Source organism: Rugamonas rubra, assembly GCF_900114705.1.
GTDB lineage: Bacteria > Pseudomonadota > Gammaproteobacteria > Burkholderiales > Burkholderiaceae_D > Rugamonas > Rugamonas rubra.
In genome coordinates this window covers 284,023-307,177 of the sequence record NZ_FOTW01000004.1, presented here as the reverse complement: position 1 = coordinate 307,177, position 23,155 = coordinate 284,023, and the positions used below count along the sequence as shown (strand labels likewise).

At 67.7% G+C, this 23,155-nt stretch carries 20 protein-coding genes; 6 read left to right on the top strand and 14 right to left on the bottom strand.

The window, feature by feature from the left end:
- The first annotated feature begins 26 nt into the window (after positions 1-26).
- From accC to BM252_RS01380, 4 genes are read left to right on the top strand one after another with little or no spacing between them, the layout of a single operon-like run.
- Positions 27-1,424: an acetyl-CoA carboxylase biotin carboxylase subunit gene (gene accC / locus BM252_RS01395; protein ID WP_093382601.1), complete on the top strand. Its 1,398-nt coding sequence runs from the start codon at positions 27-29 to the stop codon at positions 1,422-1,424.
- Positions 1,421-2,362, top strand: a complete 942-nt coding sequence (gene prmA / locus BM252_RS01390) for a 50S ribosomal protein L11 methyltransferase (protein WP_093382598.1) — start codon at positions 1,421-1,423, stop codon at positions 2,360-2,362. The genes accC and prmA overlap by 4 nt, the downstream gene beginning before the upstream one ends.
- 8 nt (positions 2,363-2,370) lie before the next feature.
- A complete protein-coding gene (locus BM252_RS01385; RefSeq protein ID WP_093382595.1) occupies positions 2,371-3,969 on the top strand; it encodes a DUF3426 domain-containing protein in 1,599 nt (532 codons plus the stop codon).
- Between the two features lie 9 nt (positions 3,970-3,978).
- Positions 3,979-4,917 (top strand): carbohydrate kinase family protein, encoded by a 939-nt coding sequence (locus BM252_RS01380; protein ID WP_093382592.1) that lies wholly within the window; start codon positions 3,979-3,981, stop codon positions 4,915-4,917.
- A gap of 205 nt (positions 4,918-5,122) precedes the next feature.
- Here BM252_RS01380 and BM252_RS30815 read toward each other — a convergent pair whose 3' ends face one another.
- From BM252_RS30815 to BM252_RS31380, 4 genes are all read right to left on the bottom strand, one after another.
- Complete coding sequence (locus BM252_RS30815; RefSeq protein ID WP_174900377.1) at positions 5,123-5,269, bottom strand: murein transglycosylase A family protein; 147 nt, start codon at positions 5,267-5,269, stop codon at positions 5,123-5,125.
- Between the two features lie 42 nt (positions 5,270-5,311).
- Entirely contained in the window at positions 5,312-5,617 is a 306-nt protein-coding gene (locus BM252_RS01375; protein WP_093382589.1) for a DUF167 domain-containing protein, read from the bottom strand.
- Entirely contained in the window at positions 5,614-6,129 is a 516-nt protein-coding gene (locus BM252_RS01370) for a YggT family protein (protein ID WP_093382587.1), read from the bottom strand. The genes BM252_RS01375 and BM252_RS01370 overlap by 4 nt, the downstream gene beginning before the upstream one ends.
- Before the next feature lie 94 nt (positions 6,130-6,223).
- On the bottom strand, positions 6,224-7,045 hold the full coding sequence (locus tag BM252_RS31380) for a hypothetical protein (protein ID WP_217429856.1): 822 nt from the start codon (positions 7,043-7,045) through the stop codon (positions 6,224-6,226).
- Between BM252_RS31380 and BM252_RS31375 the strand changes: the two genes are divergently transcribed.
- A complete protein-coding gene (locus BM252_RS31375; RefSeq protein ID WP_217429855.1) occupies positions 7,035-7,547 on the top strand; it encodes a hypothetical protein in 513 nt (170 codons plus the stop codon). The genes BM252_RS31380 and BM252_RS31375 overlap by 11 nt on opposite strands.
- 1,046 nt (positions 7,548-8,593) lie before the next feature.
- Here BM252_RS31375 and BM252_RS01360 read toward each other — a convergent pair.
- The 10 genes from BM252_RS01360 to BM252_RS01315 form a co-directional block, all read right to left on the bottom strand.
- Positions 8,594-9,739, bottom strand: coding sequence for a ribonucleotide-diphosphate reductase subunit beta (locus BM252_RS01360; RefSeq protein WP_093382581.1), 1,146 nt, complete (start codon positions 9,737-9,739; stop codon positions 8,594-8,596).
- 143 nt (positions 9,740-9,882) lie between these two features.
- A complete protein-coding gene (locus BM252_RS01355) occupies positions 9,883-12,813 on the bottom strand; it encodes a ribonucleoside-diphosphate reductase subunit alpha (protein ID WP_093382579.1) in 2,931 nt (976 codons plus the stop codon).
- Between the two features lie 278 nt (positions 12,814-13,091).
- Positions 13,092-13,757: a 1,6-anhydro-N-acetylmuramyl-L-alanine amidase AmpD gene (ampD, locus tag BM252_RS01350; RefSeq protein WP_093382575.1), complete on the bottom strand. Its 666-nt coding sequence runs from the start codon at positions 13,755-13,757 to the stop codon at positions 13,092-13,094.
- A 56-nt stretch (positions 13,758-13,813) separates the two neighbouring features.
- Positions 13,814-15,328: a sigma-54-dependent transcriptional regulator gene (locus BM252_RS01345; protein WP_093382572.1), complete on the bottom strand. Its 1,515-nt coding sequence runs from the start codon at positions 15,326-15,328 to the stop codon at positions 13,814-13,816.
- Positions 15,329-15,352: 24 nt separating this feature from the next.
- Positions 15,353-17,098, bottom strand: coding sequence for a sensor histidine kinase (locus BM252_RS01340; protein WP_093382570.1), 1,746 nt, complete (start codon positions 17,096-17,098; stop codon positions 15,353-15,355).
- Between the two features lie 2 nt (positions 17,099-17,100).
- Entirely contained in the window at positions 17,101-17,376 is a 276-nt protein-coding gene (locus BM252_RS01335) for a PP0621 family protein (RefSeq protein WP_093382567.1), read from the bottom strand.
- Complete coding sequence (locus tag BM252_RS01330; protein ID WP_093382565.1) at positions 17,373-18,176, bottom strand: cytochrome C assembly family protein; 804 nt, start codon at positions 18,174-18,176, stop codon at positions 17,373-17,375. The genes BM252_RS01335 and BM252_RS01330 overlap by 4 nt, the downstream gene beginning before the upstream one ends.
- A gap of 171 nt (positions 18,177-18,347) precedes the next feature.
- Complete coding sequence (locus BM252_RS01325; RefSeq protein WP_093382563.1) at positions 18,348-19,145, bottom strand: ABC transporter ATP-binding protein; 798 nt, start codon at positions 19,143-19,145, stop codon at positions 18,348-18,350.
- Positions 19,142-19,966, bottom strand: a complete 825-nt coding sequence (locus tag BM252_RS01320) for an ABC transporter permease (protein WP_093382561.1) — start codon at positions 19,964-19,966, stop codon at positions 19,142-19,144. Before BM252_RS01320 ends, BM252_RS01325 begins: the two co-directional genes overlap by 4 nt.
- Before the next feature lie 115 nt (positions 19,967-20,081).
- Positions 20,082-21,068 (bottom strand): ABC transporter substrate-binding protein, encoded by a 987-nt coding sequence (locus tag BM252_RS01315; protein ID WP_093382558.1) that lies wholly within the window; start codon positions 21,066-21,068, stop codon positions 20,082-20,084.
- 211 nt (positions 21,069-21,279) lie between these two features.
- Between BM252_RS01315 and BM252_RS30810 the strand changes: the two genes are divergently transcribed.
- On the top strand, positions 21,280-23,145 hold the full coding sequence (locus BM252_RS30810; RefSeq protein WP_093382556.1) for an NHL repeat-containing protein: 1,866 nt from the start codon (positions 21,280-21,282) through the stop codon (positions 23,143-23,145).
- Positions 23,146-23,155 lie beyond the last annotated feature (10 nt).

The following is a 23,155-nucleotide window of genomic DNA, read 5'->3' as shown; positions in this document are numbered from 1 at the left end:
CGCTCACAGACATACGCGAACCTATCATGTTTGAAAAAATCCTCATTGCCAACCGTGGCGAAATTGCCCTCCGTATCCAACGCGCCTGCCGCGAAATGGGCATCAAGACGGTCGTGGTCCACTCGGAAGCGGATAAAGACGCCAAGTACGTGAAGTTGGCCGACGAATCGGTGTGCATCGGCCCGGCGCAGTCCTCGCTGAGCTATCTGAACATGCCGGCCATCATCAGCGCGGCCGAAGTGACCGACGCCGAAGCCATCCACCCCGGCTACGGCTTCCTGTCGGAGAACGCCGACTTCGCCGAACGGGTGGAAAAATCCGGCTTCGTCTTCATCGGCCCCCGCTCCGAATCGATCCGCCTGATGGGCGACAAGGTCTCGGCCAAGCAAACCATGATCAAGGCCGGCGTGCCCTGCGTGCCCGGCTCCGAGGGCGCGCTGCCCGACGATCCGAAGGCCATCGTGCAGATCGCCCGCAAGGTCGGCTACCCGGTCATCATCAAGGCGGCCGGCGGCGGCGGCGGACGCGGCATGCGCGTGGTCCACACCGAGGCGGCCCTGATCAACGCCGTGGCGATGACCAAGACCGAGGCCGGTTCGGCCTTCGGCAACCCCGAGGTCTACATGGAGAAGTATCTGGAGAATCCGCGCCACGTGGAGATCCAGATCCTCGCCGACGAGCACAAGAACGCCGTCTGGCTGGGCGAACGCGACTGCTCGATGCAGCGCCGCCACCAGAAGGTCATCGAGGAGGCGCCGGCGCCGGGCATCCCGCGCAAGCTGATCGAAAAGATCGGCGACCGCTGCGCCGAGGCCTGCCGCAAGATCGGCTACCGTGGCGCCGGCACCTTCGAGTTCCTGTATGAAAACGGCGAGTTCTACTTCATCGAGATGAACACCCGCGTCCAGGTCGAGCACCCGGTCACCGAAATGATCACCGGCATCGACATCGTGCAGGAGCAGATCCGCATCGCCGCCGGCGAGAAGCTGCGCTTCCGCCAGCGCGACGTGATGCTGGCCGGCCACGCCATCGAGTGCCGCATCAACGCCGAGGACCCGTTCAAGTTCACGCCTTCCCCGGGCCGCATCGCCTCCTGGCACACGCCGGGCGGCCCCGGCATCCGCGTCGACTCGCACGCCTACGCCGGCTACTACGTGCCGCCGCACTACGATTCGATGATCGGCAAGGTCATCGCCTACGGCGCCACGCGCGAGCAGGCCATCAAGCGCATGCAGATCGCGCTGTCGGAAATGGTGGTCGAGGGCATCCAGACCAACATCCCGCTGCACCGCGAGCTGATGATCGACGCCCGCTTCATCGAGGGCGGCACCAACATCCATTACCTGGAACAGAAACTGGCCGATATGCCGGATCTGCACAAGCTGAGCTTGAGCAACAAACCCGACCTGAAGGCGGCATCATGAGCTGGACCGAAATCGTTATTGAAATTGCCCGCGAACACGCCGAGGCATTGTCCGACGCGCTGATGGAAACCGGCGCCCTGTCGGTTTCCGTCGAGGACGCCGACGAGGGCACCGACGCCGAGCAACCGCTGTTCGGCGAGCCGGGCATGGAACCGAAGGAAGCGGCCTGGGAACACAGCCGCGTCGTCGCGTTGACCGACGAGGCGGCCGACCAGGCCGCCATCGTCGCCGCCGCCGCCGCCCGGATCAAGCTGGCGGTGCTGCCCAAGTACACCCTGCGCAAGGTCGAGGAGCAGGACTGGGTGCGTTTGACCCAGTCGCAGTTCGCCCCCATCCACATCGGCAAGAACATCTGGGTGGTGCCGAGCTGGCACGAGGCGCCGGACCCGTCCGCGCTGATCCTCGAGCTCGACCCCGGCCTGGCCTTCGGCACCGGCAGCCATCCGACCACCCGCCTGTGCATGGAGTGGCTGGAAGCCCATCCGGCGCCGGCCAAGACGGTGCTCGACTACGGCTGCGGCTCCGGCATCCTGGCGATGGTGGCCAAGAAGCTCGGCGCGGCCGAGGTGGTCGGCGTCGACATCGATCCGCAGGCGATCGAGTCGGCGCATGACAACGCCGAACGCAACAAGTGCGCCGTCGACTACTACCTGCCGGACACCTTCGCCACCACCAAGCACGCCGAGCAGAAGTTCGACATCGTCGTCGCCAACATCCTGTCGAGCCCGCTTAAGGTGATGGCGCCGATGTTGTCCGGCCGCGTCGCCCCCGGCGGCGCGCTGATCCTGTCGGGCGTGCTGGCACGCCAGGCCGAGGAAGTGGCCGCCGCCTACGCGCCGTTCATCAAGCTGGGCGTGTGGGCCGAGCTCGAAGGCTGGGTCGCCCTGCATGGCCGCCTCGGCAGCGATGTGGTGCCGCCAGCACGCGAAGGCGCGTAACCACCGCGATGGCGCTCGCCACCAAATGCCCCCACTGCAACACGATATTTCGGGTCGCCCTCGACCAGTTGAAATTACGTGGGGGCATAGTGCGCTGCGGCGCCTGCAACCAAGTCTTTGACGGCAACGCGGCGCTGATCGAGCCGCCCGCCAGGGGCGCGGCGGAAACGCCGCCGCCCTCCCCCACGCCAAGCCCAGCCTCGGCTGCCAGTCCCGCCCCCGCTCCAGTACCTTCTGCCGCATCCGCTTTGACGGCCGCGCCGACCAGCTACGCCCCGGCGCCGTTCGACGCCGCCATGGCCGCGCTCGACACCCGCGCCGCCGAGGTGCTGCCGCCGCCGACCGAACAGCCGTATGCGCTCGATCTGGGCGGCCACGACGGCGCCGACGACGCGCCGACCACCCCGCTGCGGGAAATCGACGCCGAGGCCGTCCAGGCGCCGGATATCGTACCGGATGCGCCGCCGCGCGCGCCGATGACGGTGGCCGACCTGGCGCCGGCGCCGGCGCCAACCGCGTTCGAGCAGGCGCTAGAGCTGGACCTGGAAATCGAGGCGGAAGCGCCGGCGGCGCCTGCCGAAGTCGCAGCGCCGGCGAAGGCCGCCGTCTGGCGCAAGGCGGCAGCGCCCTTGGCCGAGGCCGAACCATCACCGCCGGCCGACTCCGCACCCCAGCGCGCGCCCCTGCCTGAACGCGCGTCCGCGCCATGGGCCGAGCCACCATCCGCGCCCGCGCCGGAGCGCGCGCCTTCGCCCGAGCACGAGGTCGCGTCCAGGGCCGGGCCGAACACCGAGTCCGAGTCCTCTCCCGCGCGCGACGCCACGTCTTGGCCCGAGCCGGAGGAAACCGAACTCGAACACGAACCATTGCCCGAACGCGAGTCCGCGCCCTGGCCCGAGGTGGAGCCATGGTCGACGGCGGCGGCGGACCCGCTCGCGCTGCAAGCCGAGCCGGCCGCCGCGCCATCGGCGCGCCAGGAGCCCGTGCTGGGCGAGCCGGCCGTCGAGCCGGCCGACGACGCCGTCGCACACCAGCCGCCCGCCACACCGGCAGCGGCGGGCGACGAGCCGGCCGACGCCGGCGACGAGGAACCCGGCTTCGTCAAACGCGACCGCAGGAACCAGCGCGTCGGCAAGGCCGCGCGCATCGTCATGGCGCTCGGCTCCGTGCTGCTGCTGGCGGCGCTGGCGGCGCAGACGGTGGCCACCTTCCGCAACCCGCTGGCCGCGTACCTGCCGGCGCTCAAGCCGGCGCTGCTGGCGATCTGCGCGCGGGCCGGCTGCAAGGTCGAGCTGCCGTCGCAGATCGACGAGCTGAGCATCGAGCCGGGCGAGCTGCTGACGGTGAGCGAGACCACCTTCTCCTTCGCCACCCAGCTGCGCAACCAGGGCCGGGTCGGCCAAAGCTGGCCGCACATCGAGCTGACCCTGAACGACGCCAACGACAAGCCGGTGTTGCGCCGCGTCTTCACGCCGCGCGAATATCTGGCCAGCCAGGCCGAAGTCGACAAAGGCTTCTCGCCGCGTAGCGAACAATCTGTCAAACTGTACTTCGAATTAGCCCACGTCAAGGCGTCCGGCTATCATATCGCCGTCTTCTACCCCTAAAAAACTATCATGAACAAGACCTCCCTGATCTGCGGATCGCTCGCCATCGACACCATCATGCAATTCCCCGGCCGCTTCGGTGACACCCTGCTGGCCGATCAGCTGCACAAGGTCAACGTCTCCTTCCTGGTGCCGACCATGCGCACCGAATACGGCGGCTGCGCCGGCAACATCGCCTACAACCTGGCGCTGCTGGGCGGCGAGCCGCGCATCGTCGGCGTGATCGGCCTCGACGGCGGCCCCTACCTGGAGCGCCTGAACAAGCTCAACATCGCGACCGCCAACATCCTGCTCAAGGACGACAGCTACACCGCGCAGTGCTTCGTCACCGCCGACGCCGACAACAACCAGATCAACGCCTTCCACCCGGGCGCCATGTCGTTCGCCCACGAGAACCCGATCGCCAAGGCCGGCGCCGCGCGCGTCGCCATCATCTCGCCGGACGGCCACCTGGGCATGCTCCAGCACGCCGCCGACCTGGCCGAGCTGAACATCCCCTTCATGTTCGATCCGGGCCAGCAGCTGCCGATGTTCAGCGGCGAGCAGTTGATCGACTTCATCAACAAGGCCACCTACCTCACCGCCAACGACTACGAGATCGAGCTGCTGATGGACCGCACCGGCCTGACCCTGCCGCAGATCGCCGAGCGCCTCGAGGCGCTGATCGTCACGCGCGGCGAGAACGGTTCGGAGATCTACACCAAGGGCCAGCGCATCGAGATCCCGGCCGTCAAGGCCGAAGCCGAGCTGGACCCGACCGGCTGCGGCGACGCCTACCGCGCCGGCCTGCTGTTCGGCATCACCAACGACTGGAGCTGGGAAACCACCGGCCGCCTGGCCAGCCTGCTGGGCTCGATCAAGATCGCCCACAAGGGCGGCCAGAACCACAAGCTGAGCACGGCGCAGATCGCCGACCGCTTCGAGGCGGCCTTCGGCTACCGCTACTAACAGCGCGCGTCGCCGTGGACGCCAGCAGCACCCCGGGACGTCAATGGGGTCAGACCCCGTACGGCGCCAAGGCGGGGAGTCTGACCCCGCCCTACCCGGGTTTGCCTGGCGCCGCCGAGTCCCGCAAGTAAAAAAGCCCCGGCCGCAGCGATGCGGTCGGGGCTTTCGCGTTGCGCCGCGAAGGCGGACGCGGTGGCGGCGGGCCTTAGCGCGCCGGCGCCGGCGCGGCGGGCGCCGCGTCCGGGCCGAACAGCGACTGCTCGTACTTGCCCCACTCGTAAGTCGGCTGGCTGGCGCAGCCGCTCAGCACCAACAAGGCCACGCCACAAAATAGGATCGATCGTTTCATCATGCCACCTCCAGGTTATCAACAAAATGGACGCTGCCGGCTCGCTTATGGCTCGCCCAGCAGCAGTTTCGCCACGCTCTCCGGCGTCAGTTTGCTGCTGGACAGCTCCAGCAGCTTGCGTTTGTTCGTTTGTCCGTGCGTCAGCGCGATCGCGCTCTTCGGCACGGACAGGGCATCGGCCAGGAAGCGGATCAACGCCTCGTTGGCCTTGCCTTCGATCGGCTGCGCGTGCAGCTTGATCTTCAGCGCGTCTTCCAACACGCCGATCACCTCGGTCTTCTTGGCGTTGGCCTGAATTTGCACCGCCAGGCGGACTCCGCCCGGCAGCGCTGAGCACCAAGCTGGCTTCATAGACCGCTAAACAGCATCCCCAGCACCAACTGGGCGATCTGCAACAGGATCAAGGCCACCAGCAACGACAGGTCCAGATTGCCGACCAGCGGCACGACGCGGCGCAGCGGGCTGAGCAGCGGCTCGTTGAGCGCGCGCACGAACGGCGCCAGCGGCGCGTGCGGGTTGACCCAGCTGAAGATGGCCTCGACCACCAGCAGCGCCATGAAGCCGTAGAGTATCCACTGCAGGAAGCGCTGCAGCGCCTGCATCAGCACGGCGTGCACGGTCCAACCGGCGACGAACAACACCGAGGTGGCCAGCAGCACGATAAGGAAGGCGCCGATCAGGCTGGCCCAGTCGTAGCCGCCGACGCCCGGCACGACGCGGCGCAACGGGCGCACCAGCCAGTCCGACAATTGGAAAGTGAATTGGGCGACCGACGACGGCGGCCTAACGCGGATAGCCTGCATCCAGAAGCGCAACAGCAATGCCCCGCCCAACAGGGTGGCGATGGCATCGACAATCAACATAACAATACTAAGCACGAGGTCCCTCCAAAAAAAAGCCGCTGTGTGATTGTCTCACACAGCGGCAGCTTGCCTCAGCAGGCACCTAAGTATTTGCTTAGGATGGGCGCGTGCTGGTTGGGAAAGGCCAAGCGGCGGCCGGCGCCAGCACGGTCTTCGCGGCTGGCGTTGCGGCGACTGCGGGTGCCGGTTTGGCGACTGCGGCCTTCTTCGGCGCGGCGGCTTTTTTCACTGCTGGCTTGGCTGCTGCGACCGGTGCCGCTGCCGCAGGTGCGGCTGCTGCAGCTGGTGCTGCTACCACTGGCGCCGGAGCGGCCACCGGTTTGGCGGCGGCTTTCTTGGCGACCGGCTTGGCTGCTGCCGGCTTGGCCGCTGCTACTGGCTTGGCTACGGCTGCTGGCTTGGCTGCTGCTGGCTTGGCTGCTGGAGTAGCGGCTGGCTTGGCGGCGGCCTTAGCTACCGGCTTTTTTGCCGCTGGCTTAGCCGCAGCCTTTGCAGCCGGCTTGGCTGCTGCAACTTTGACGGCTGGTTTAGCTGCTGCCTTGGCGCCCGCCTTGGCGACAGCTTTGACGACCGGTTTTTTCGCTGCCGGTTTGGCGGCGGCTTTGGCTGCTGGCTTGGCGGCGGCTTTGGCTACCGGTTTCGCTGCGACCTTGGCGGCTGGTTTGGCGACGGCTTTCTTGGCAACCGGCTTGGCGGCGACCTTGGCTTTGGCGACCGGCTTGGCGGCGGCTTTCACTTTGGCTGCTGGCTTGGCGGCGGCTTTCTTGGCGACCGGCTTGGCGGCGACCTTGGCTTTGGCGACCGGCTTGGCGGCGGCTTTGGCTTTGGCTGCTGGTTTGGCGGCGGCTTTTTTCGCGACCGGCTTGGCGGCGACCTTGGCCTTGGCGACCGGCTTGGCGGCGGCTTTGGCTTTCACTGCAGGTTTGGCTGCCGCTTTTTTGGCGACTGGCTTGGCTGCGGCTTTTTTGGCGACCGGCTTGGCCGCTGCCTTGGCTTTCACTGCTGGCTTGGCTGCTGCCTTGGCCTTGACGGCTGGCTTGGCTGCGGCGGCTTTTTTGGCCACCGGTTTGGCTGCTGCCTTGGCTTTGACGGCCGGCTTCGCAGCGGCTTTCACCGCTGGCTTGGCGGCGACTTTCGCTGCCGGCTTGGCTTTTGCCGCCGGCTTGGCGACGGCTTTCACCGCTGCTTTTGCGGCTGGCTTGGCGGCTGCTTTGACTGCTACTTTCACTGCTGGTTTTGCGGCTGGTTTTGCTGCGGCTTTCGCGGCTGGCTTGGCAGCGGCCTTGGCTGCGACTACCGGCTTTTTAGCGGCAGGGGCGGCCTTGGCGGCTGGTTTCTTTACTTCGGATTTCTTAGCGGCTGTAGCCATTTTTGTCTCTCCTTCATCTGGGATGGGAAAAAATCACGCACAAGATTAAAACCCGTCCAGCCCAGGATTGGGCCAGGCGAATTATTCATCGGCGCAAACCAAGGGTTTGCGCTAATGAATTCGGCACCAGCTGAACTGCTGCAATTGCTCACGTATTGCAGCGCTTCAGCCATCGACTTGGGCCGCCGCCCTGTTGCGGACTGGCGGCCTTGTCTGAATCTTGTCGCGACGTCTCGCGGTTTTTCGGGCGTGCGCTCAGCACCGTCACCGACGTCGTTGTCACTGCACCGTTTTAATTTTCAAAGAAAAAACCGCCCGGCCTGAACTCAATCAGGCAAGGCGGCCGAAAAAAAACGGTGTGGACTTGTGCATATCTGTGCGAATCTCGTTCCCATTTTTTCGATCTTCCAGCGTGCTGCGCGGTTCGTGTTACGCCGCTTTCACAAACACACTATTACAATCTCGTAAAGTACACGAAAACCTTACTTGTACGCAACCAGCACGGCAACTATTCAACGCTTTTTTGCAGCATACGTCCGCCGGCCGCGGCGCCCGGCGCGCTGCGTCGTCGTCGCAGCCGCCGCCGCGACGCTGGGTCGCCGCGCCATCGGCGCGGTTTTTGGCGCCGCCGGGCGCGGCGAAAAAAACCGCCGCGTCAAAGCGCACCAATTGCCGCCTGGGTGTATGCGATCGCGCCCGCTTCGGCGCGGGCCGCCGCGCCGATCGCGGCGCGCCGTCCGACGCGGCACACGCCACGTCCTTCTCTACTCTGCTCTGTTTTCAAATTCGTCGCGATTATGAGACACGGGGAAGGTATTGGCAAGCGGATTGCCGCAGCGGTGCGCGCGGACGGCGCATGAACACTGGCGCGCGGCGGCGCGCGCGCGGAAAAAGCGCCGCAATCAAGGCGCCGGTGACGCGGGCAAAATCCAAGGCCGAAGAGCCAGGGTCAGACCCTGAGGGTCTGACCCTCGATGTCTGCCGCCGGTTTTCTTCGACGTGTCGGCGCGCCGCGCGGGCATAAAAAAAACCCGGCGCCGAGGCGCCGGGTTGGCAGTGTGGCCGGCCGCCGCGCGCGGCGGCGCTGGCCGATGCTTAGTCCCAGTTCAGCGCGCCGCCGGTCTGGTATTCGGTGACGCGGGTCTCAAAGAAGTTGCGCTCCTTCTTCAGGTCGATCATCTCGCTCATCCACGGGAACGGGTTCTCTTCCTGGTCGAACAAGGTCTCCAGGCCGATCTGTTGGGCGCGGCGGTTGGCGATGAAGCGCAGGTAGCCCTTGAACATCGGCGCGTTCAGACCCAGCACGCCACGCGGCATGGTGTCTTCGGCGTAGGCGTATTCCAGGTCGACGGCCTTGAGGAACAGCACCTTGATCTCCTCGCGGAAGGCCGGCGTCCACAGCAGCGGGTTCTCCATCTTGATCGTGTTGATCAGGTCGATGCCGAAATTGCAATGCATCGACTCGTCGCGCAGGATGTACTGGTACTGCTCGGCGGCGCCCATCATCTTGTTCTGCCGGCCCAGCGCCAGGATCTGGGTGAAGCCGACGTAGAAGAACAGGCCTTCCATCAGGCAGGCGAAGACGATCAGCGACTTCAGCAGCTTCTGGTCGTTTTCCACCGTGCCGGTGGCGAAGGCCGGGTCGGTCAGGGTGTTGATGAAGGGGATCAGGAACTCGTCCTTGTCGCGGATCGACTTGACCTCGTTGTAGGCGTTGAAGATCTCGCCCTCGTCCAGGCCCAGCGATTCGACGATGTACTGGTAGGCGTGGGTGTGGATGGCCTCCTCGAAGGCCTGGCGCAGCAGGTACTGGCGGCATTCCGGCGCCGTGATGTGGCGGTAGGTGCCCAGCACGATGTTGTTGGCGGCCAGCGAGTCGGCGGTGACGAAGAAGCCCAGGTTGCGCTTGACCAGGCGGCGCTCGTCGTCGGTCAGGCCGTTCGGGTTCTTCCACAGCTCGATGTCGCGCTGCATGTTGACCTCTTGCGGCATCCAGTGGTTGGCGCAGCCGGCCAGGTATTTGTCCCAGGCCCATTTGTACTTGAAGGGCACCAGTTGGTTGACGTCGGTCTTGCCGTTGATGATGCGCTTGTCGTCGGCGTTGACGCGCAGCGCGACTTGTTCGGCGTTGGCCTCGCCGGCGATGCCGAGGCCGGTGGTCGGCTCGGCGGTGCCGAGCGGCGTTTGGTTGGCTGGACGCGGCGCGGCGGCCGACGTGGCTTCATCATCCCAAGACAACATGGTGGTGTTCCTTCCTATGGCCGGCGGGGCGCCGGCGTGTTCTGTAAAAAGAAGCGCCCGGCGGGGCCGGGTCGGTTCTAGGTGTATATTTTAGCGCCGCCGGCCGGGGCCGGGCGGCGGCGCTTTACTGCCGATTTACTTCATTACTGGCAGGCTTCGCATTCCTCGAAACCGTCGTCGCCCGGACGCAGGTAGCAGGCGGCGCCGTCGGCTTCGGCCTGGGCCGCGGCGGCGGCGGCCACACCGGCCGCCTGGGTCGCCAGCGCGCTGGCCGACATGCCGCCGTCGACCGACACGGCGTTCAACGCGCCGGTCTTGGAGGTCGACTTCTCCATGTGGGTGGCGGCGATGGTGCGCAGGTAGTAGGTGGTCTTCAGACCGCGCAGCCAGGCCAGCTTGTAGGTCTCGTCGAGTTTCTTACCGGAGGCGCCGGCCATGTAGATGTTCAGCGACTGGGCCTGGTCGATCCACTTCTGGCGGCGCGAGGCGGCCTCCACCAGCCAGCTTGGCGACACTTCGAAGGCGGTGGCGTAGATGTCGCGCAGGTCTTGCGGGATGCGGTCGATCTTGGCCAGCGAACCGTCGAAGTACTTCAGGTCGGAGATCATCACCTCGTCCCACAGGTCGCGCGCCTTCAGGTCGCGCACCAGGTAGGCGTTGATTTCGGTGAACTCGCCCGACAGGTTGGACTTGACGTACAGGTTCTGGAAGGTCGGCTCGATGCAGGCCGACACGCCGATGATGTTCGAGATGGTCGCCGTCGGGGCGATCGCCACGCAGTTCGAGTTGCGCATGCCGAACTGCTTGATGCGGTCGCGCACCGGGGTCCAGTCCATCGCCGACGAGCCGTCGACCTCCAGGTAGCCGCCGCGTTCTTCGGCCAGCAGCTTGACCGAGTCCTGCGGCAGGATGCCGCGGTCCCACAGCGAGCCCTTGTACGAGGCGTAGTGGCCGCGTTCCTCGGCCAGCTCGGTCGAGGACAGGTAGGCGTAGTAGCACACCGCTTCCATCGAGGTGTCGGCGAAGGCCACCGCCGTGTCCGACGAGAACGGCACGCGCATCATGTGCAGGCAGTCCTGGAAGCCCATCACGCCCATGCCGACCGGACGGTGGCGCATGTTCGAGTTGCGCGCCTTGTCGACGGCGTAGTAGTTGATGTCGATCACGTTGTCGAGCATGCGCATGGCGGTGCGGACGGTCTTTTGCAGCTTGACGTGGTCGAGCTTGCCTTCCTTCATGTGGGCCGGCAGGTTGACCGAGCCCAGGTTGCAGACGGCGATCTCGTCCGGACCGGTGTTGAGGGTGATCTCGGTGCACAGGTTGGAGCTGTGCACCATGCCGACGTGCGACTGCGGCGAGCGGATGTTGCACGGGTCCTTGAAGGTGATCCACGGGTGGCCGGTCTCGAACAGCATCGACAGCATCTTGCGCCACAGGTCGAGCGCGGCGATCTTCTTGCTGACGCGGATCTCGCCGGCGGCGGCCTTGGCTTCGTAGCCCAGGTAGGCCTTCTCGAAGGCCTTGCCGACCAGGTCGTGCAGGTCCGGCGCGTCGCTAGGCGAGAACAGGGTCCAGTCGGCCTTTTCCATCACGCGCTTCATGAACAGGTCGGGAATCCAGTTGGCCGTGTTCATGTCGTGGGTGCGGCGGCGGTCGTCGCCGGTGTTCTTGCGCAGGTCGAGGAACTCCTCGATGTCCATGTGCCAGGTTTCCAGGTAGGCGCAGACGGCGCCCTTGCGCTTGCCGCCCTGGTTGACCGCGACGGCGGTGTCGTTGACCACTTTCAGGAAGGGCACCACGCCCTGCGATTTGCCGTTGGTGCCCTTGATGTGGGCGCCCAGCGCGCGCACCGGGGTCCAGTCGTTGCCCAGGCCGCCGGCGAACTTGGCCAGCAGCGCGTTTTCCTTGATGGCGTCGTAGATGCCTTCCAGGTCGTCCGAGACGGTGGTCAGGTAGCACGACGACAGCTGCGAGCGCAGGGTGCCGGAGTTGAACAGGGTCGGGGTCGAGCTCATGAAGTCGAACGACGACAGCAGGTGGTAGAACTCGATGGCGCGCGCCTCGCGGTCGCTCTCGTTGAGGGCCAGGCCCATCGCCACGCGCATGTAGAAGGCCTGCGGCATTTCGATGCGGATGTCGCGCACGTGCAGGAAGTAGCGGTCGTACAGGGTCTGCAGGCCGATGTAGCCGAACTGCAGGTCGCGGTCGGCGACCAGGGCCTTGGCCAGGCGGGCCAGGTCGAACTCGGCCAGTTTGGCGTCGAGCAGCTCTTCCTTGATGCCGTTGGCGATGTAGCTGCCGAAGTATTCGACGTAGGCGGCGGCGGCGGCGGCCTGCGGCACCTCTTTGCCGAACACTTCCTTGCGGATGGTGTGCAGCAGAATGCGGGCGGTCACCTGCGAGTAGGCCGGGTCCTTCTCCATCAGCGCGCGGGCGGCCAGGATGGCGGACTTGTGCAGCTCTTCGACGGGCACGCCGTCGTACAGGTTCTTGACGGTCTCGGCCAGGATGGCGTCGGCGTCGACGTGTTTCTCCAGACCGACGCAGGCGGCGGCGATCAGGTCGCGCACCAGTTGCATGTCGAGCACGCGGCGTTGGCCGTTTTCGATGACGTGGATCTGCGGCGCGTCGATCTGCGCGGCGGCGCCCAGCGCCTCCTTCTGCGCGCGGCGCTCTTCCATGTGCTTGGCGCGGTACAACACGTAGGCGCGCGCGACGTCGTGCTCACCCGAGCGCATCAAGGACAATTCCACCTGGTCCTGCACATCCTCGATGTGGAAGGTGCCGCCGCCCGGCTGGCGGCGCACCAACGCCGCGACCACGCCGGCGGTCAGCTGTTCCACCAACTCGCGCACGCGGGCCGAGGCGGCGCCCTGGCCGCCGGTGACGGCGAGGAAGGCCTTGGTCATGGCGATGGCGATCTTCGACGGCTCGAAAGCGACGACGGCGCCGTTGCGGCGCAGGATGCGGTAATCGCCGAGCAGGCTCGCCGCCGTGGTGTGGCCGCTTGCCGCGCTCGCAGACGCTGGCGATACCGGCGCTGGATGGATGGAAGTGTCTTGTGTAGATTGCATTTAAGCTCCCCGGGATAACAGCGTGCAGTCGTACTGCGCGGCTAGTTGTTGTGTAAAAAAGGCCAAAATGAAGCGCCCAGCCTAGCTGCGGGCTGGGGTGACAGCGACAAAAAGGATTAGAAATCGGTTCGGTGGGCTAGTGGCGGACAGCTGAGCGTTCGGTGAACCTTTGACATGTTTGACCACTACATTTAGTGAATTGCGTGAATCGATACACTGATTGTAGTGTTCAAAAATGCCCAAGACAAGCGGAAATTTTGTTCAAAGCGGGAATATTCCTATTGACTTTCCGGCAGGCCAACCGGGAAGCGCAGCTCCCGGTTAGCACATACTAACGCATCGGCCCCGCTTGCCTTTTCCTTAAGCAGATGCATCCATGAAACAATGTATTTTTCCCAACTAAAACACGGCCCCGGGTCGGTTTTGCGGCCCGGCGCGATGTGTTCGTGGCCCTGCACGTCGCGCAGCGGATAGCGCTCCTGTAGTGCCAGGGTCAGCGCCGCCAGGGTGGCGTACTGGGCCGGCTCGAAGGGCAGATCGTCCGTCCCCTCCAGCTCGACGCCGATGGAAAACTCGTTGCAGCGCTCGCGGCCGTGGAACATCGAGACGCCGGCGTGCCACGCCTTGTCGTTGCAAGAAACATATTGCACGAGGCGGCCGTCGCGCCGGATGAAGAAGTGGCTGGACACCCGCAACCCGCGCAGGCCGGCCAGGGAGGGATCGGCATTATAGTCTAAGCGGCCGGTCAACAAGTCGGACACGTGCGGCCCGCCGAAGCGCCCGGCCGGCAAACTGATGTTGTGCACCACCAGCAGGCTGATGCCGGCGCCGTCCGGACGGGCGTCGAAATGGGGCGAATCGTAGCGGCGCGCGCCGGCGCACCAGCCGTCGGCGCCGAGCAGCAGCGGCGCGGACGGTGGCGGATTGCTGGTCGAAGTGTTCATCGAATTGGGCGTTGGATTGGGCGTTGGATTGGGCGTCGGAAGGTTCATTGAATGGCTCAGGTCTCCGGCTCCTGGATGCCCAGCTTTTGCATCTGGTAGCGCAGCTGGCGGAAGCTGATGCCGAGCAGCTGGGCCGCCTGGGTGCGGTTGTACTGGGTCTGCGCCAGCGCGCGCACGATGATGTCGCGCTCGATCTGGTGCAGGTAGTCGGGCAGGCTGGCCGGCAGCGCCTCCAGCGCAAGCAGCGGCGGCGCGGCCGGTTCGGCGGCGCACGACGACGCGCCCAGCTGGGCGGATTGGGCTGGCTGGGCTGCCTGGGCGGCGGCGGGGCCGGCGGCCGGCGCCGAGGCTGTCCCGGCGGGCGGCGCGCCGGCGGTGGCGCCGGCGGTGGCGCCGGCGCCGCCCTCGGCCGGCCGCGCGGCCTTCAGCGCCAAGTCGGCCACCTCGATGACGCCGTCGTCGGAGAAGGCCAGCGCGCGCTCGAGGATGTTCTCCAGCTCGCGCACGTTGCCGGGGAAGGCGTAGCCGCGCAGCGCCTCGAGCACCTGCGGCGCCAGCACCACGCGCTGGGCGAAGCTGCCCAGGCGGGCCAGGATGGCGTCGGTCAGCGGCCCCAGGTCGTCGAGCCGCTCGCGCAGCGGCGGCAGTTGCAGCTCGATGACGTTGAGGCGGTAGAACAGGTCCTGGCGGAAGCGCCCGCTCTCGACGCACTGCGCCAGGTCCTGGTGGGTGGCGCTGATGATGCGCACGTCGACCGGCTCCTCGGCGGTGGCGCCGAGCTTGCGCACGCGCCGCTCCTGGATGGCGCGCAGCAGCTTGACCTGCATCGCCAGCGGCAGGTCGGCCACCTCGTCGAGCAGCAGGGTGCCGCCGTTGGCGGCCTGGAAGAAGCCGTCGCGCTCCTCGGCGGCGCCGGTGAAGGCACCCTTGCGGTAGCCGAAGAACTCGGCCTCCATCAGCGCCTCGGGGATGGCGCCGCAGTTGACGGCGACGAAGGGCTTGCCGGCGCGCGAGCTTTGCGCGTGGATCTCGCGCGCGGCCAGCTCCTTGCCGCTGCCGGACTCGCCGTGGATGGCGATCGGCGCCATCGAGCGGGCCAGCCGGGCGATCTGCGCGCGCAGCGCCTGGATCACCGCCGAGTCGCCCTTCAGCCGACTGGCGGCCGGCGGCGCCGGCGCCTCGGCGGCCGGCGCGTTCAGGCGCAGCGCCGACTGCACCATCAGGCGCAGCTGGTCCAGCGCCACCGGCTTGGAGACGTAGTCGAAGGCGCCGGCCTTGAGCGCGACGACGGCGTTGTCGGCGCTGCCGAAGGCGGTGACGACGGCGATCGGGGTGTTCTTGTAGGCGGCCACCACCTCGCGCACCAGCTCCAGGCCGAGGCCGTCGGGCAGGCGCATGTCGGTCAGCACCAGCGCGTAGTCGTGCTCGGGCAGCAGGGCGCGCGCCTGCGCCAGGGTGGCGGCGCTGTCGACGTCGAGGCCCATGCGCACCAGGGTGATCTCGAGCAGCTCGCGCAGGTCCGCCTCGTCGTCGACGACCAGGACGCGGGGACAGGCGCGGACAGCGGTCATGGCACTTCCTTTACTGTGGCGCGCTCAGGCGACCGGCACGGCCGCCGCGGCCGGCCGGGCGAAGGTGACGACGAAGCGGCCGCTGGAACGGCGGCCGTCGGCGCCGGCCTCGGCCCCGACGGCGCCGGCGGTCTCGCCGTCGGCGTCGAAGCGGTACTCGTAGTCGAGCATCGCTTCGTTATTCAAGCACAGTTCGCGCGCCAGATACAAGCCCAGTCCGGTGCCCTTGCTCGAGGTGGTGTAGAACGGTTCGAACAAATGCGCCCTCACCTCGGGCGTGATGCCCGGGCCGTCGTCCTGCACGTGCAATTCGAGGCGGCGGCCGTTGTCGCTAATCAGATACAGGCGGATGCTGGCCGGGCCGCCGCTGGCGTAGCGCACCGCGTTGTTGAGCAGGTTGAGCACCACCTCGCGCAGGTGCAGCGGGTCGAAGCGCACCGCCGCGCCGGCGGCCACGTCGAGCCGCAGCAGTTCGGCCGCCAGGCCGTGGCCGGCGTCGAACTCGGCCTTGAGCTCGGCCAGGAAGGCGGCCAGCGCCAGCGGCTCGCCGTGCGGCTGCACCTTGCGCGACAGTTGCAGGATGTCCTCGACCATGCGGTTGACGCGGGCCACGTTGTCGCCGACGATCTGCAGCAGGCGCTGCTGGCCGGCGCCGGCCAGGTCCTCGGCCAGCAGCGCGGTGGCGTGGCCGATGGCCGACAGCGGGTTGCGCACCTCGTGGGCGATGCTGGCGGTGAGCCGGCCCATCGAGGCCAGCTTGAGCTCCTGGGCGCGGTTCTCGATGCCGCCGACGTCCTGCAGGAAGATCACGCTGCGTTCGGTGTCCAGGCCGCTGGTGTCGACCGCCGCGAAGCGCAGCTTGAGGTGGGCCAGCAGGTCGCGCCGCGCGCGCCAGGCCGCCGTCACGCCCTGCAGCGCGTTGTCGTGGTAGGGCTTGATGGTGACGAAGGCGCTGTCCTGCGCCGGCGCGGCGCGCCAGCGGGCGTAGGCCTGGGCCAGCGGCTGCAGCGCCGCCGCGTCGGCCAGGCGCGGCCGGGCGGTGCCGTCGAGCCCCTCGAGCGCGGCCAGGCCGAGCATCTGCTGGGCCGCCGGGTTGCCGGCCAAGACCTCGCCGTCCGGCCCGATGACCAGGATGCCGTCGCCCACCGTGGCCATCACCAGGCGGTTGACGGCCTGCTGCACGTCGATCTCGACGCCGCGTTGCAGCGCCAGCGCCTCCTGGCCGATCAGGCGGGCCGCCATGCGGTTGACCACCAGCACGGCGGCGAAGAAGGCGGCGCAGTACAGGCCGGCCTGCAGCAGCGCCGTCTCGCCGTCGAGCAGCAGGGTGCGGTAGATGCTCTCGCCCAGCACGAACAGGGTGACCAGGGCGGCGCAGAACAGCGCCAGCAGCAGCGGCGCCAGGATCGCCACGCCGGCCAGGGGGAACAGGTAGAGGATGGCCAGGCCGCTGCGGGCGCCGCCGGCGGCCAGGTAGAGCAGCGAGATCAGCGCCAGGTCGCAGACGATCTGCGCCATCAACTGCAGCAGGAAGCGGCGCCGCACATACAGCGTGGTCAGGGCGAAGCCGAGCGCCAGCAGCAGGTAGGCGACGCAGACGCGGCCGTACAGCGGGTCGGCGCCGCCGCGCGCGCCGTGGCCGGCCTGGTCGACGCTGAGGTAGACCAGCAGCACCAAGGCGATTGCCACCCGCGTGCCGTTGAGCGTTTGCAGGGAGCGCCAGAAGGTCTCGCGCGTTGCTGCCGACAAGGCCTGCAGGCGCGCGACCACCGTCAGGGAGCCGGCAGGCGGGCGTGCGCGGCGCTGCAGTAGTCCAGGCCCTTGGCCTGCACCGTCTCCGAGGCCGGGTAGTAGATGCCGCAGTGGGCGCAGCACAGCATGGTTTCGATCTCGGCGGCGGCGCGGCGGCCGCGCGCCGCGCCGCCCCGCTCCGCGTCCGGCGGCGGCGCCTGGCGGCGCGGCTGCGGCGGACGGCCGCCCTGCAATTTGGTACGGATGGCGAACATGACCAGGAAAACCAGGCCCAGCCAGAACAAGATGCGCGTCATGCCAATCCCCGATGCAAGACCACTTCAAACACGAACCGGCTGCCGACGTAGGCCAGCAGCAGGGTGGCGAAACCGGCCAGGGTGAAGCTGAGCGCGGTCTTGCCGCGCCAGCCACGGAAGCGGCGGCCGGCCAACAGGGCCGCGAACAGCAGCCAGGACAGCATGGTGAAGACCGACTTGTGGTCCCATTTCAGGGCCTGGCCGAACAATTGTTCCGAAAACACGATGCCCGACAGGACGGTCAGGCTGAGCAGCACGAAGCCGAAGCCGATCAGGCGGAACAGCAATTTCTCCATCGTCAGCAGGGCCGGCAGCTGGTCCAACGCGCCGGCCAGGAAGCCGCCGCCCTCGGTGCGGGTGTGCAGGCGCGACTCCTGCAGCGCCATCAGCACGGCGTGGAAGGCGGCGATGGTCAGGCTGCTGTAGGCCATGATGGCGATGGCGATGTGCCAGCCGAACATGCCGGACTTGCCCTCCAGCGTCACCAACACGCCGGGGAACAGCGCCTGCAGCGCCACCGACAGGGCGGCGCTGGGCATGACCAGGCGGCGCAGGCCGTCCAGGCTGAAGTTGCGGTTCTCCACCCAGTAGGCGCAGACCGAGACCCACAGCGCCGACGACAGCATGGTGGCGAAGCCGATGCGCAGGGTGCCGGGCGCCAGCACGTCGAACCACAGGGCGACGCCGTGCACCAGCCAGGCCAGGCCGGTGACGGCGGTGATCAGGGCGCCCTGGCGCGCGGGCAACAGGGCACAAACGAGGTACAGCGCGGCGGCTGCGATGAGGAGGATGGTCTGCATAGGCGAAGTTTACACCACAAGGGCGGGCGTGTGCGCTCCGCCGCGCTTTTCGCGCCGTGCCGGCCGCCACCCCGCAATGCGGCTGGCAGGGGTCAGACCCCGCATGGCGCCAAGGCGGGGAGTCTGACCCCGGCGTCCGGGGTGCGGGGTCAACGCTCAATCCCAAGCCGCCTAGTCGATGGCGGCGACGCGGATCTCGTCGTTGTGGTGGCGCTGCTGCTCCTCCATCACCAACTGGCCCAGCTCGCGCTTGAGGGCGTTGAACTCGGCCGAGGCCGGGTCGCGCAGGCGCGGCAGGTCGACCAGGATGTCGCGCTTGACGGTGCCGGGGCGGTAGGTCATGACGACGATGCGGTCGGCCAGGTAGATCGCCTCCTCGATCGAGTGGGTCACGAAGATGATCGTCTTCTTTAACTCGGACCAGATGCGCAGCAGCTCGTCCTGCAGGTTGCGCCGGGTCAGCGCGTCGAGCGCGCCGAACGGTTCGTCCATCAGCATGATCGGCGAGTCGAGCGCCAGCACGCGGGCGATGGCGACGCGCTGGCGCATGCCGCCCGACAGGTCCTTGGGGAAGCGCGTCTTGAAGTCGCCCAGCGACAGCATCTGCAGCAGCTGGTCGACCTTGGCGTCGATCTGCGCCGGCGCCAGGCCCTTGATCTCCAGGCCGAAGGCGATGTTCTTCTCCACCGTCATCCAGGGGAACAGCGCGTATTCCTGGAACACCATGCCGCGCTCGGGGCCGGGGCCGGTGACCAGCTTGCCGTCGGCGCGGATCTGGCCGGACGAGGGCGGCGCGAAGCCGGCCACCGCGTTGAGCAGGGTCGACTTGCCGCAGCCCGAGGGGCCGAGCAGGCAGACGAACTGGCCCTGCGGAATGTCGAGGTTGATGTCCTTGAGGGCGACGACCTCGCGGCTGTCGGTCTTGAAGACCTTGTTGACGCCGGCGATGGTGATGTGGGCTGCGCTCATTGGTTCTCCAGGCCGCGGTGCCAGCGCAGCAAGTGGTTGTTGAGTTTGTTCATGGCGACGTCGATGGCCAGGCCGATCAGGCCGATGCTGATCATGCCGGCGATGATCTTGTCCGACCAAAAGTATTCGCGCGCCTCGAGGATGCGGAAGCCCAGGCCGTTGTTGACGGCGATCATCTCCGAGACGATGACGACGATGAAGGCGGTGCCGATGCCGATGCGCACGCCCGACAGGATGTACGGCACGGCGGCCGGCAGGATCACCCGCAGGAACATGGTCGAGCCGGAGGCGCCCAGGTTGCGCGCGGCGCGCAGGTAGATGCCGTCGACCTGGCGCACCCCGGCGATGGTGTTCATCAGCACCGGGAAGAAGGCGCCCAGGGCGATCAGGAACACGGCCGGCGGGTTGCCCAGGCCGAACCAGAGGATAGACAGGGGGATGTAGGCGATCGGCGGGATCGGCCGCAGCAGTTGCACCAGCGGGTTGAGCCAGGCATAGACGCGCGGCTGGGCGCCCATCGCCAGGCCGAGCGGCAGGGCCAGGCCGGCGCCGATGACGAAGCCGAGCACCACGCGGTACAGGCTGCCGATGGAGTCGGTGATCAGCTCGCCGGAGACGGCCCACAGCAGCCAGGAGCCGGCCGCCGGATCATAGGGTTGCATCGGCAGCAGGTAGGCGATCCACTTCTCCAGCACCGCCAGCGGCGACGGCAGCACCTGCGGATTGACCAGGCCGGCCATCGCCGCCGCCTGCCACAGGGCCACCACCACGACCGGGACGACCAGGCCGACGCCGACCTCGCGCCACTTCGAATTTGCCATGCAGACTCCCCTGCCGCCGCGCGGCGGCCTGTGATTAGCGAGTGATAAGCGGCGCTTACGGCGCCGCCCTTCTTATTAGTGCTACTTATATATGTATGTAGCGCCGCTTGGCCACCTACTTGACGTTCAGACTCTTCTTGGCGGCGTCGAGCAGGTCGGTCTTGACCCAGTCCTTGGCCACTGGCGGCTTGCTCATCTTGCCGACGCCGGTCTTGACCATCACGTCGGTGGTGGTCTGGATGTGCTCGGGGCTGATGTCGTAGGAGTACGGCGAGTTGCCGATGGCGTCGTCGAAGTCGTCCTTGGTGAGCTGGCCCTTGAACACCGTCTCGCGCACGTACTTCTCGGCGATCGCCTTGTTGTCGATGAAGGTCTTGGTCGCCTCGACGAAGCAGCGCATGAACTTCTCGGCCACCGGCCGCTTGTCCTTGTAGAACTTCTCGGTCATCACCATGGTGCGCACCGGCTCGCCGATCGGCGTGTCGTAAGGCTTGACGATCTCGTTGCCGAAGCCCTTGTTGATGGCCTGCGACGATTGCGGCTCGGACTGCATCATGGCGTCGATGTTCTTGCCCAGCAGCGCCTGGTTCAAATCGGCGTAGGCGAGGAACACCAGTTGCACGTCCTTGCCCGGCTGGTCCGACACCGTCAGGCCGTTCTGCTGCAACTCGGCCAGCAACAGCACCTCCTGGATGCCGCCGCGCGTCACGCCGACCCGCTTGCCCTTCAGGTCCTTGATGCTCTTGAGCTTGAGGTCGGCGCGGCCGACCAGCCGCGCGCCCCCCTTGGCGAAGCCGGCCACGATGAAGATCGGCGCGCCGCCGGCGCGGCCGGAGATGGCCGCCTCGGAGGCGGTGGTGCCGACGTCGAGCTCGCCGGCGATGATCGCCTGCATCACGTCGAGCCCCTTGGCGAAGATGTGCTCCTCGACCTTGATGCCGCACTTGGGGGCGATCTCCTTGATGTAGGCGACGGCGCCGTAGTGGGCGAACTTCAGGTTGCCGAGGCGCACCACGTCCTGCGCCCGCGCCGCGCCGGCGGCCAACAACGCAGTCGACAACGCTGCCAGGGTCAGGGTCTTGCCTATCGATACGAGTTTCATCCGCGCTCTCTCCAAGTGGGTGTTGCAAAGGTGCACCGATCATACCAAGCCCGGGCGCGCTTGCCTATCGCCGGTCCGCCCGCGCCGCGCCGGCGTGACATTGTGTGTATTTATCCATGTTGAAAAAGTGCATAATGGCAAGTTTTTAAAAATTCACAACAGTCAATATTGACTGATTCAACACGCGCGCGAACGCACGAAACAAAGGTAGATGATGACGAAGCAAACCAAACCCTCCCTTCCACAACTGGCCCGCCGCGCCTGCGCCCTGGCGTTGGCGCTCGGCGTGGCGGCCTGCGGCGGGGGCGGCGGCGGCGGCGGCGCGGCGGCCACGGTCGCCGCACCGGCCACGGTCGCCGCACCGGCCGGTCTGAGCGCCATCGCCGGCAACACCGGCGGCCGTTTCCTGCTCGACGGCAAGGGTGCCGACGCCCGCTTCGCCGATATCGTCGATTTCGCCGGCGACGCCGCCGGCGGCTTCTACGTGGCCGACGCCGCCTATGGCCAGACCGGCGCCGTGCGCAAGGTCGACAAGGACGGTGTGGTGACCACGCTGACCAACGCGGCCCCCGGCCACGTCGACGGCGACCGCGCCCACGCCCGCGTCGAGGGCGTGCGCAGCGTCAGCGTGGCGCCCGACGGCAAGGTCTACCTGCTCGATGGCGGTGCCCAGGGCGTCCACGTCCGCCTGCTGGGCGCCGACGGCGCCATCCGCACGCTGGCCACGCTGGAGCGCGACTTGGCCGGCGCCGGCCGCATCGCCGCCGCCAGCGGCGGCGTGGTCTACATCGCCGCGCCCGGCGCGCTGGCCCGCATGGCGGCCGACGGCCGGGTCGCGCTGGTCCAAGGCAGCGCCTACGGCGGCGGCAACGACTATCTGCGCGACGACATCGCGCTGGCGCCGAACGGCGACGTGTATGCCATCAGAGACGCCAGCATCAGCCGGGTCACGCCGGACGGCAAGCTCAGCGTGCTGGCGCGCCGCGACCCGATGTCCGACGGCCGCGACGGCACGTTGGCCGAGGTCGGCGTGGGGCGGGTGCTCGGCCTGGCCGTGCGCAGCAACGGCGACATCCTGCTGGCCGACGGCGGGCGCGGCTTCGGCGGCAGCGAATACAAGCTGCGTCAGATCAGCGGCGGCCGGATCACCACCCTGTTCAGCGAGCACAGCCGCGCCGGCTACCCGTTCCAGCGCGATATCGGCGCCAAGCCGCTGCGCCTGGCGGCCGACGGCACGATGCTGATCGCCAGCAACGGCATGCTGCACCGCGTCGGCAGCGACGGCGCGCTGGCGCCGCTGGCCGGCCTGGCCGACGACAACGAGGGCTACGGCGTCGACGGCCGGGGCGCGGCGGCGCGCTACTTCGCGCCCGGCATGCTGGGCGCCGACGGCGCCGGCAACGTGTATTCGATCGAAGGCACCGGCGGCGTGGTGCAGGCCATCTTCGCGCCCTCCTCGCTGGTGCTGCGCAAAACCGCGCCGGACGGCACCGTCAGCACGCTGGCCAAGTCCGACGCCGGCGCGCCCAGCGGCATCGCCGTCAGCCGCGACGGCAAGGTCTACGTCTCGCTGCAGCCGGCCGGCATCGGCCAGCAGCGCTGGCTGGGCGGCGCGGTCTACCAGGTGCTCGACGGCCAGCGCCTGGTGCTGCTGGCCGGCGTGCCCGAGGCGGCCGCCAGCGAACCGCGGCAGCGCGACGGCGTCGGCGCGGCGGCCCGCTTCAACCATCCCGCGCTGGCCGGCATCGACGCCGACGGCAACCTGTTCCTGCGCGACGGCGACGGCTTCCGCAAGATCGACGCCAAGGCGGCGGTGAGCACCATCGCCGCCCTGCCGGCCGGCCTCAACGCGGCGGCGGACGGCAACGTCTACACGGCCGACGCCAAGCACGGCGTGGTCTACCGCACCACGCCGGCCGGCGCGCGCAGCGTGGTGGCCGGCGTGCTGGACCAGCACGGCACCATCCTCGGCGCGCTGCCCGGCCAGCTCGACCACCCGAGCTCGATCGTCGCCACCGGCCCCGGCAGCTTCGCCGTGGCCAGCGGCGCCGCCATCGTGCGCCTGGTGCTGCCCTAACCGTGGCCGT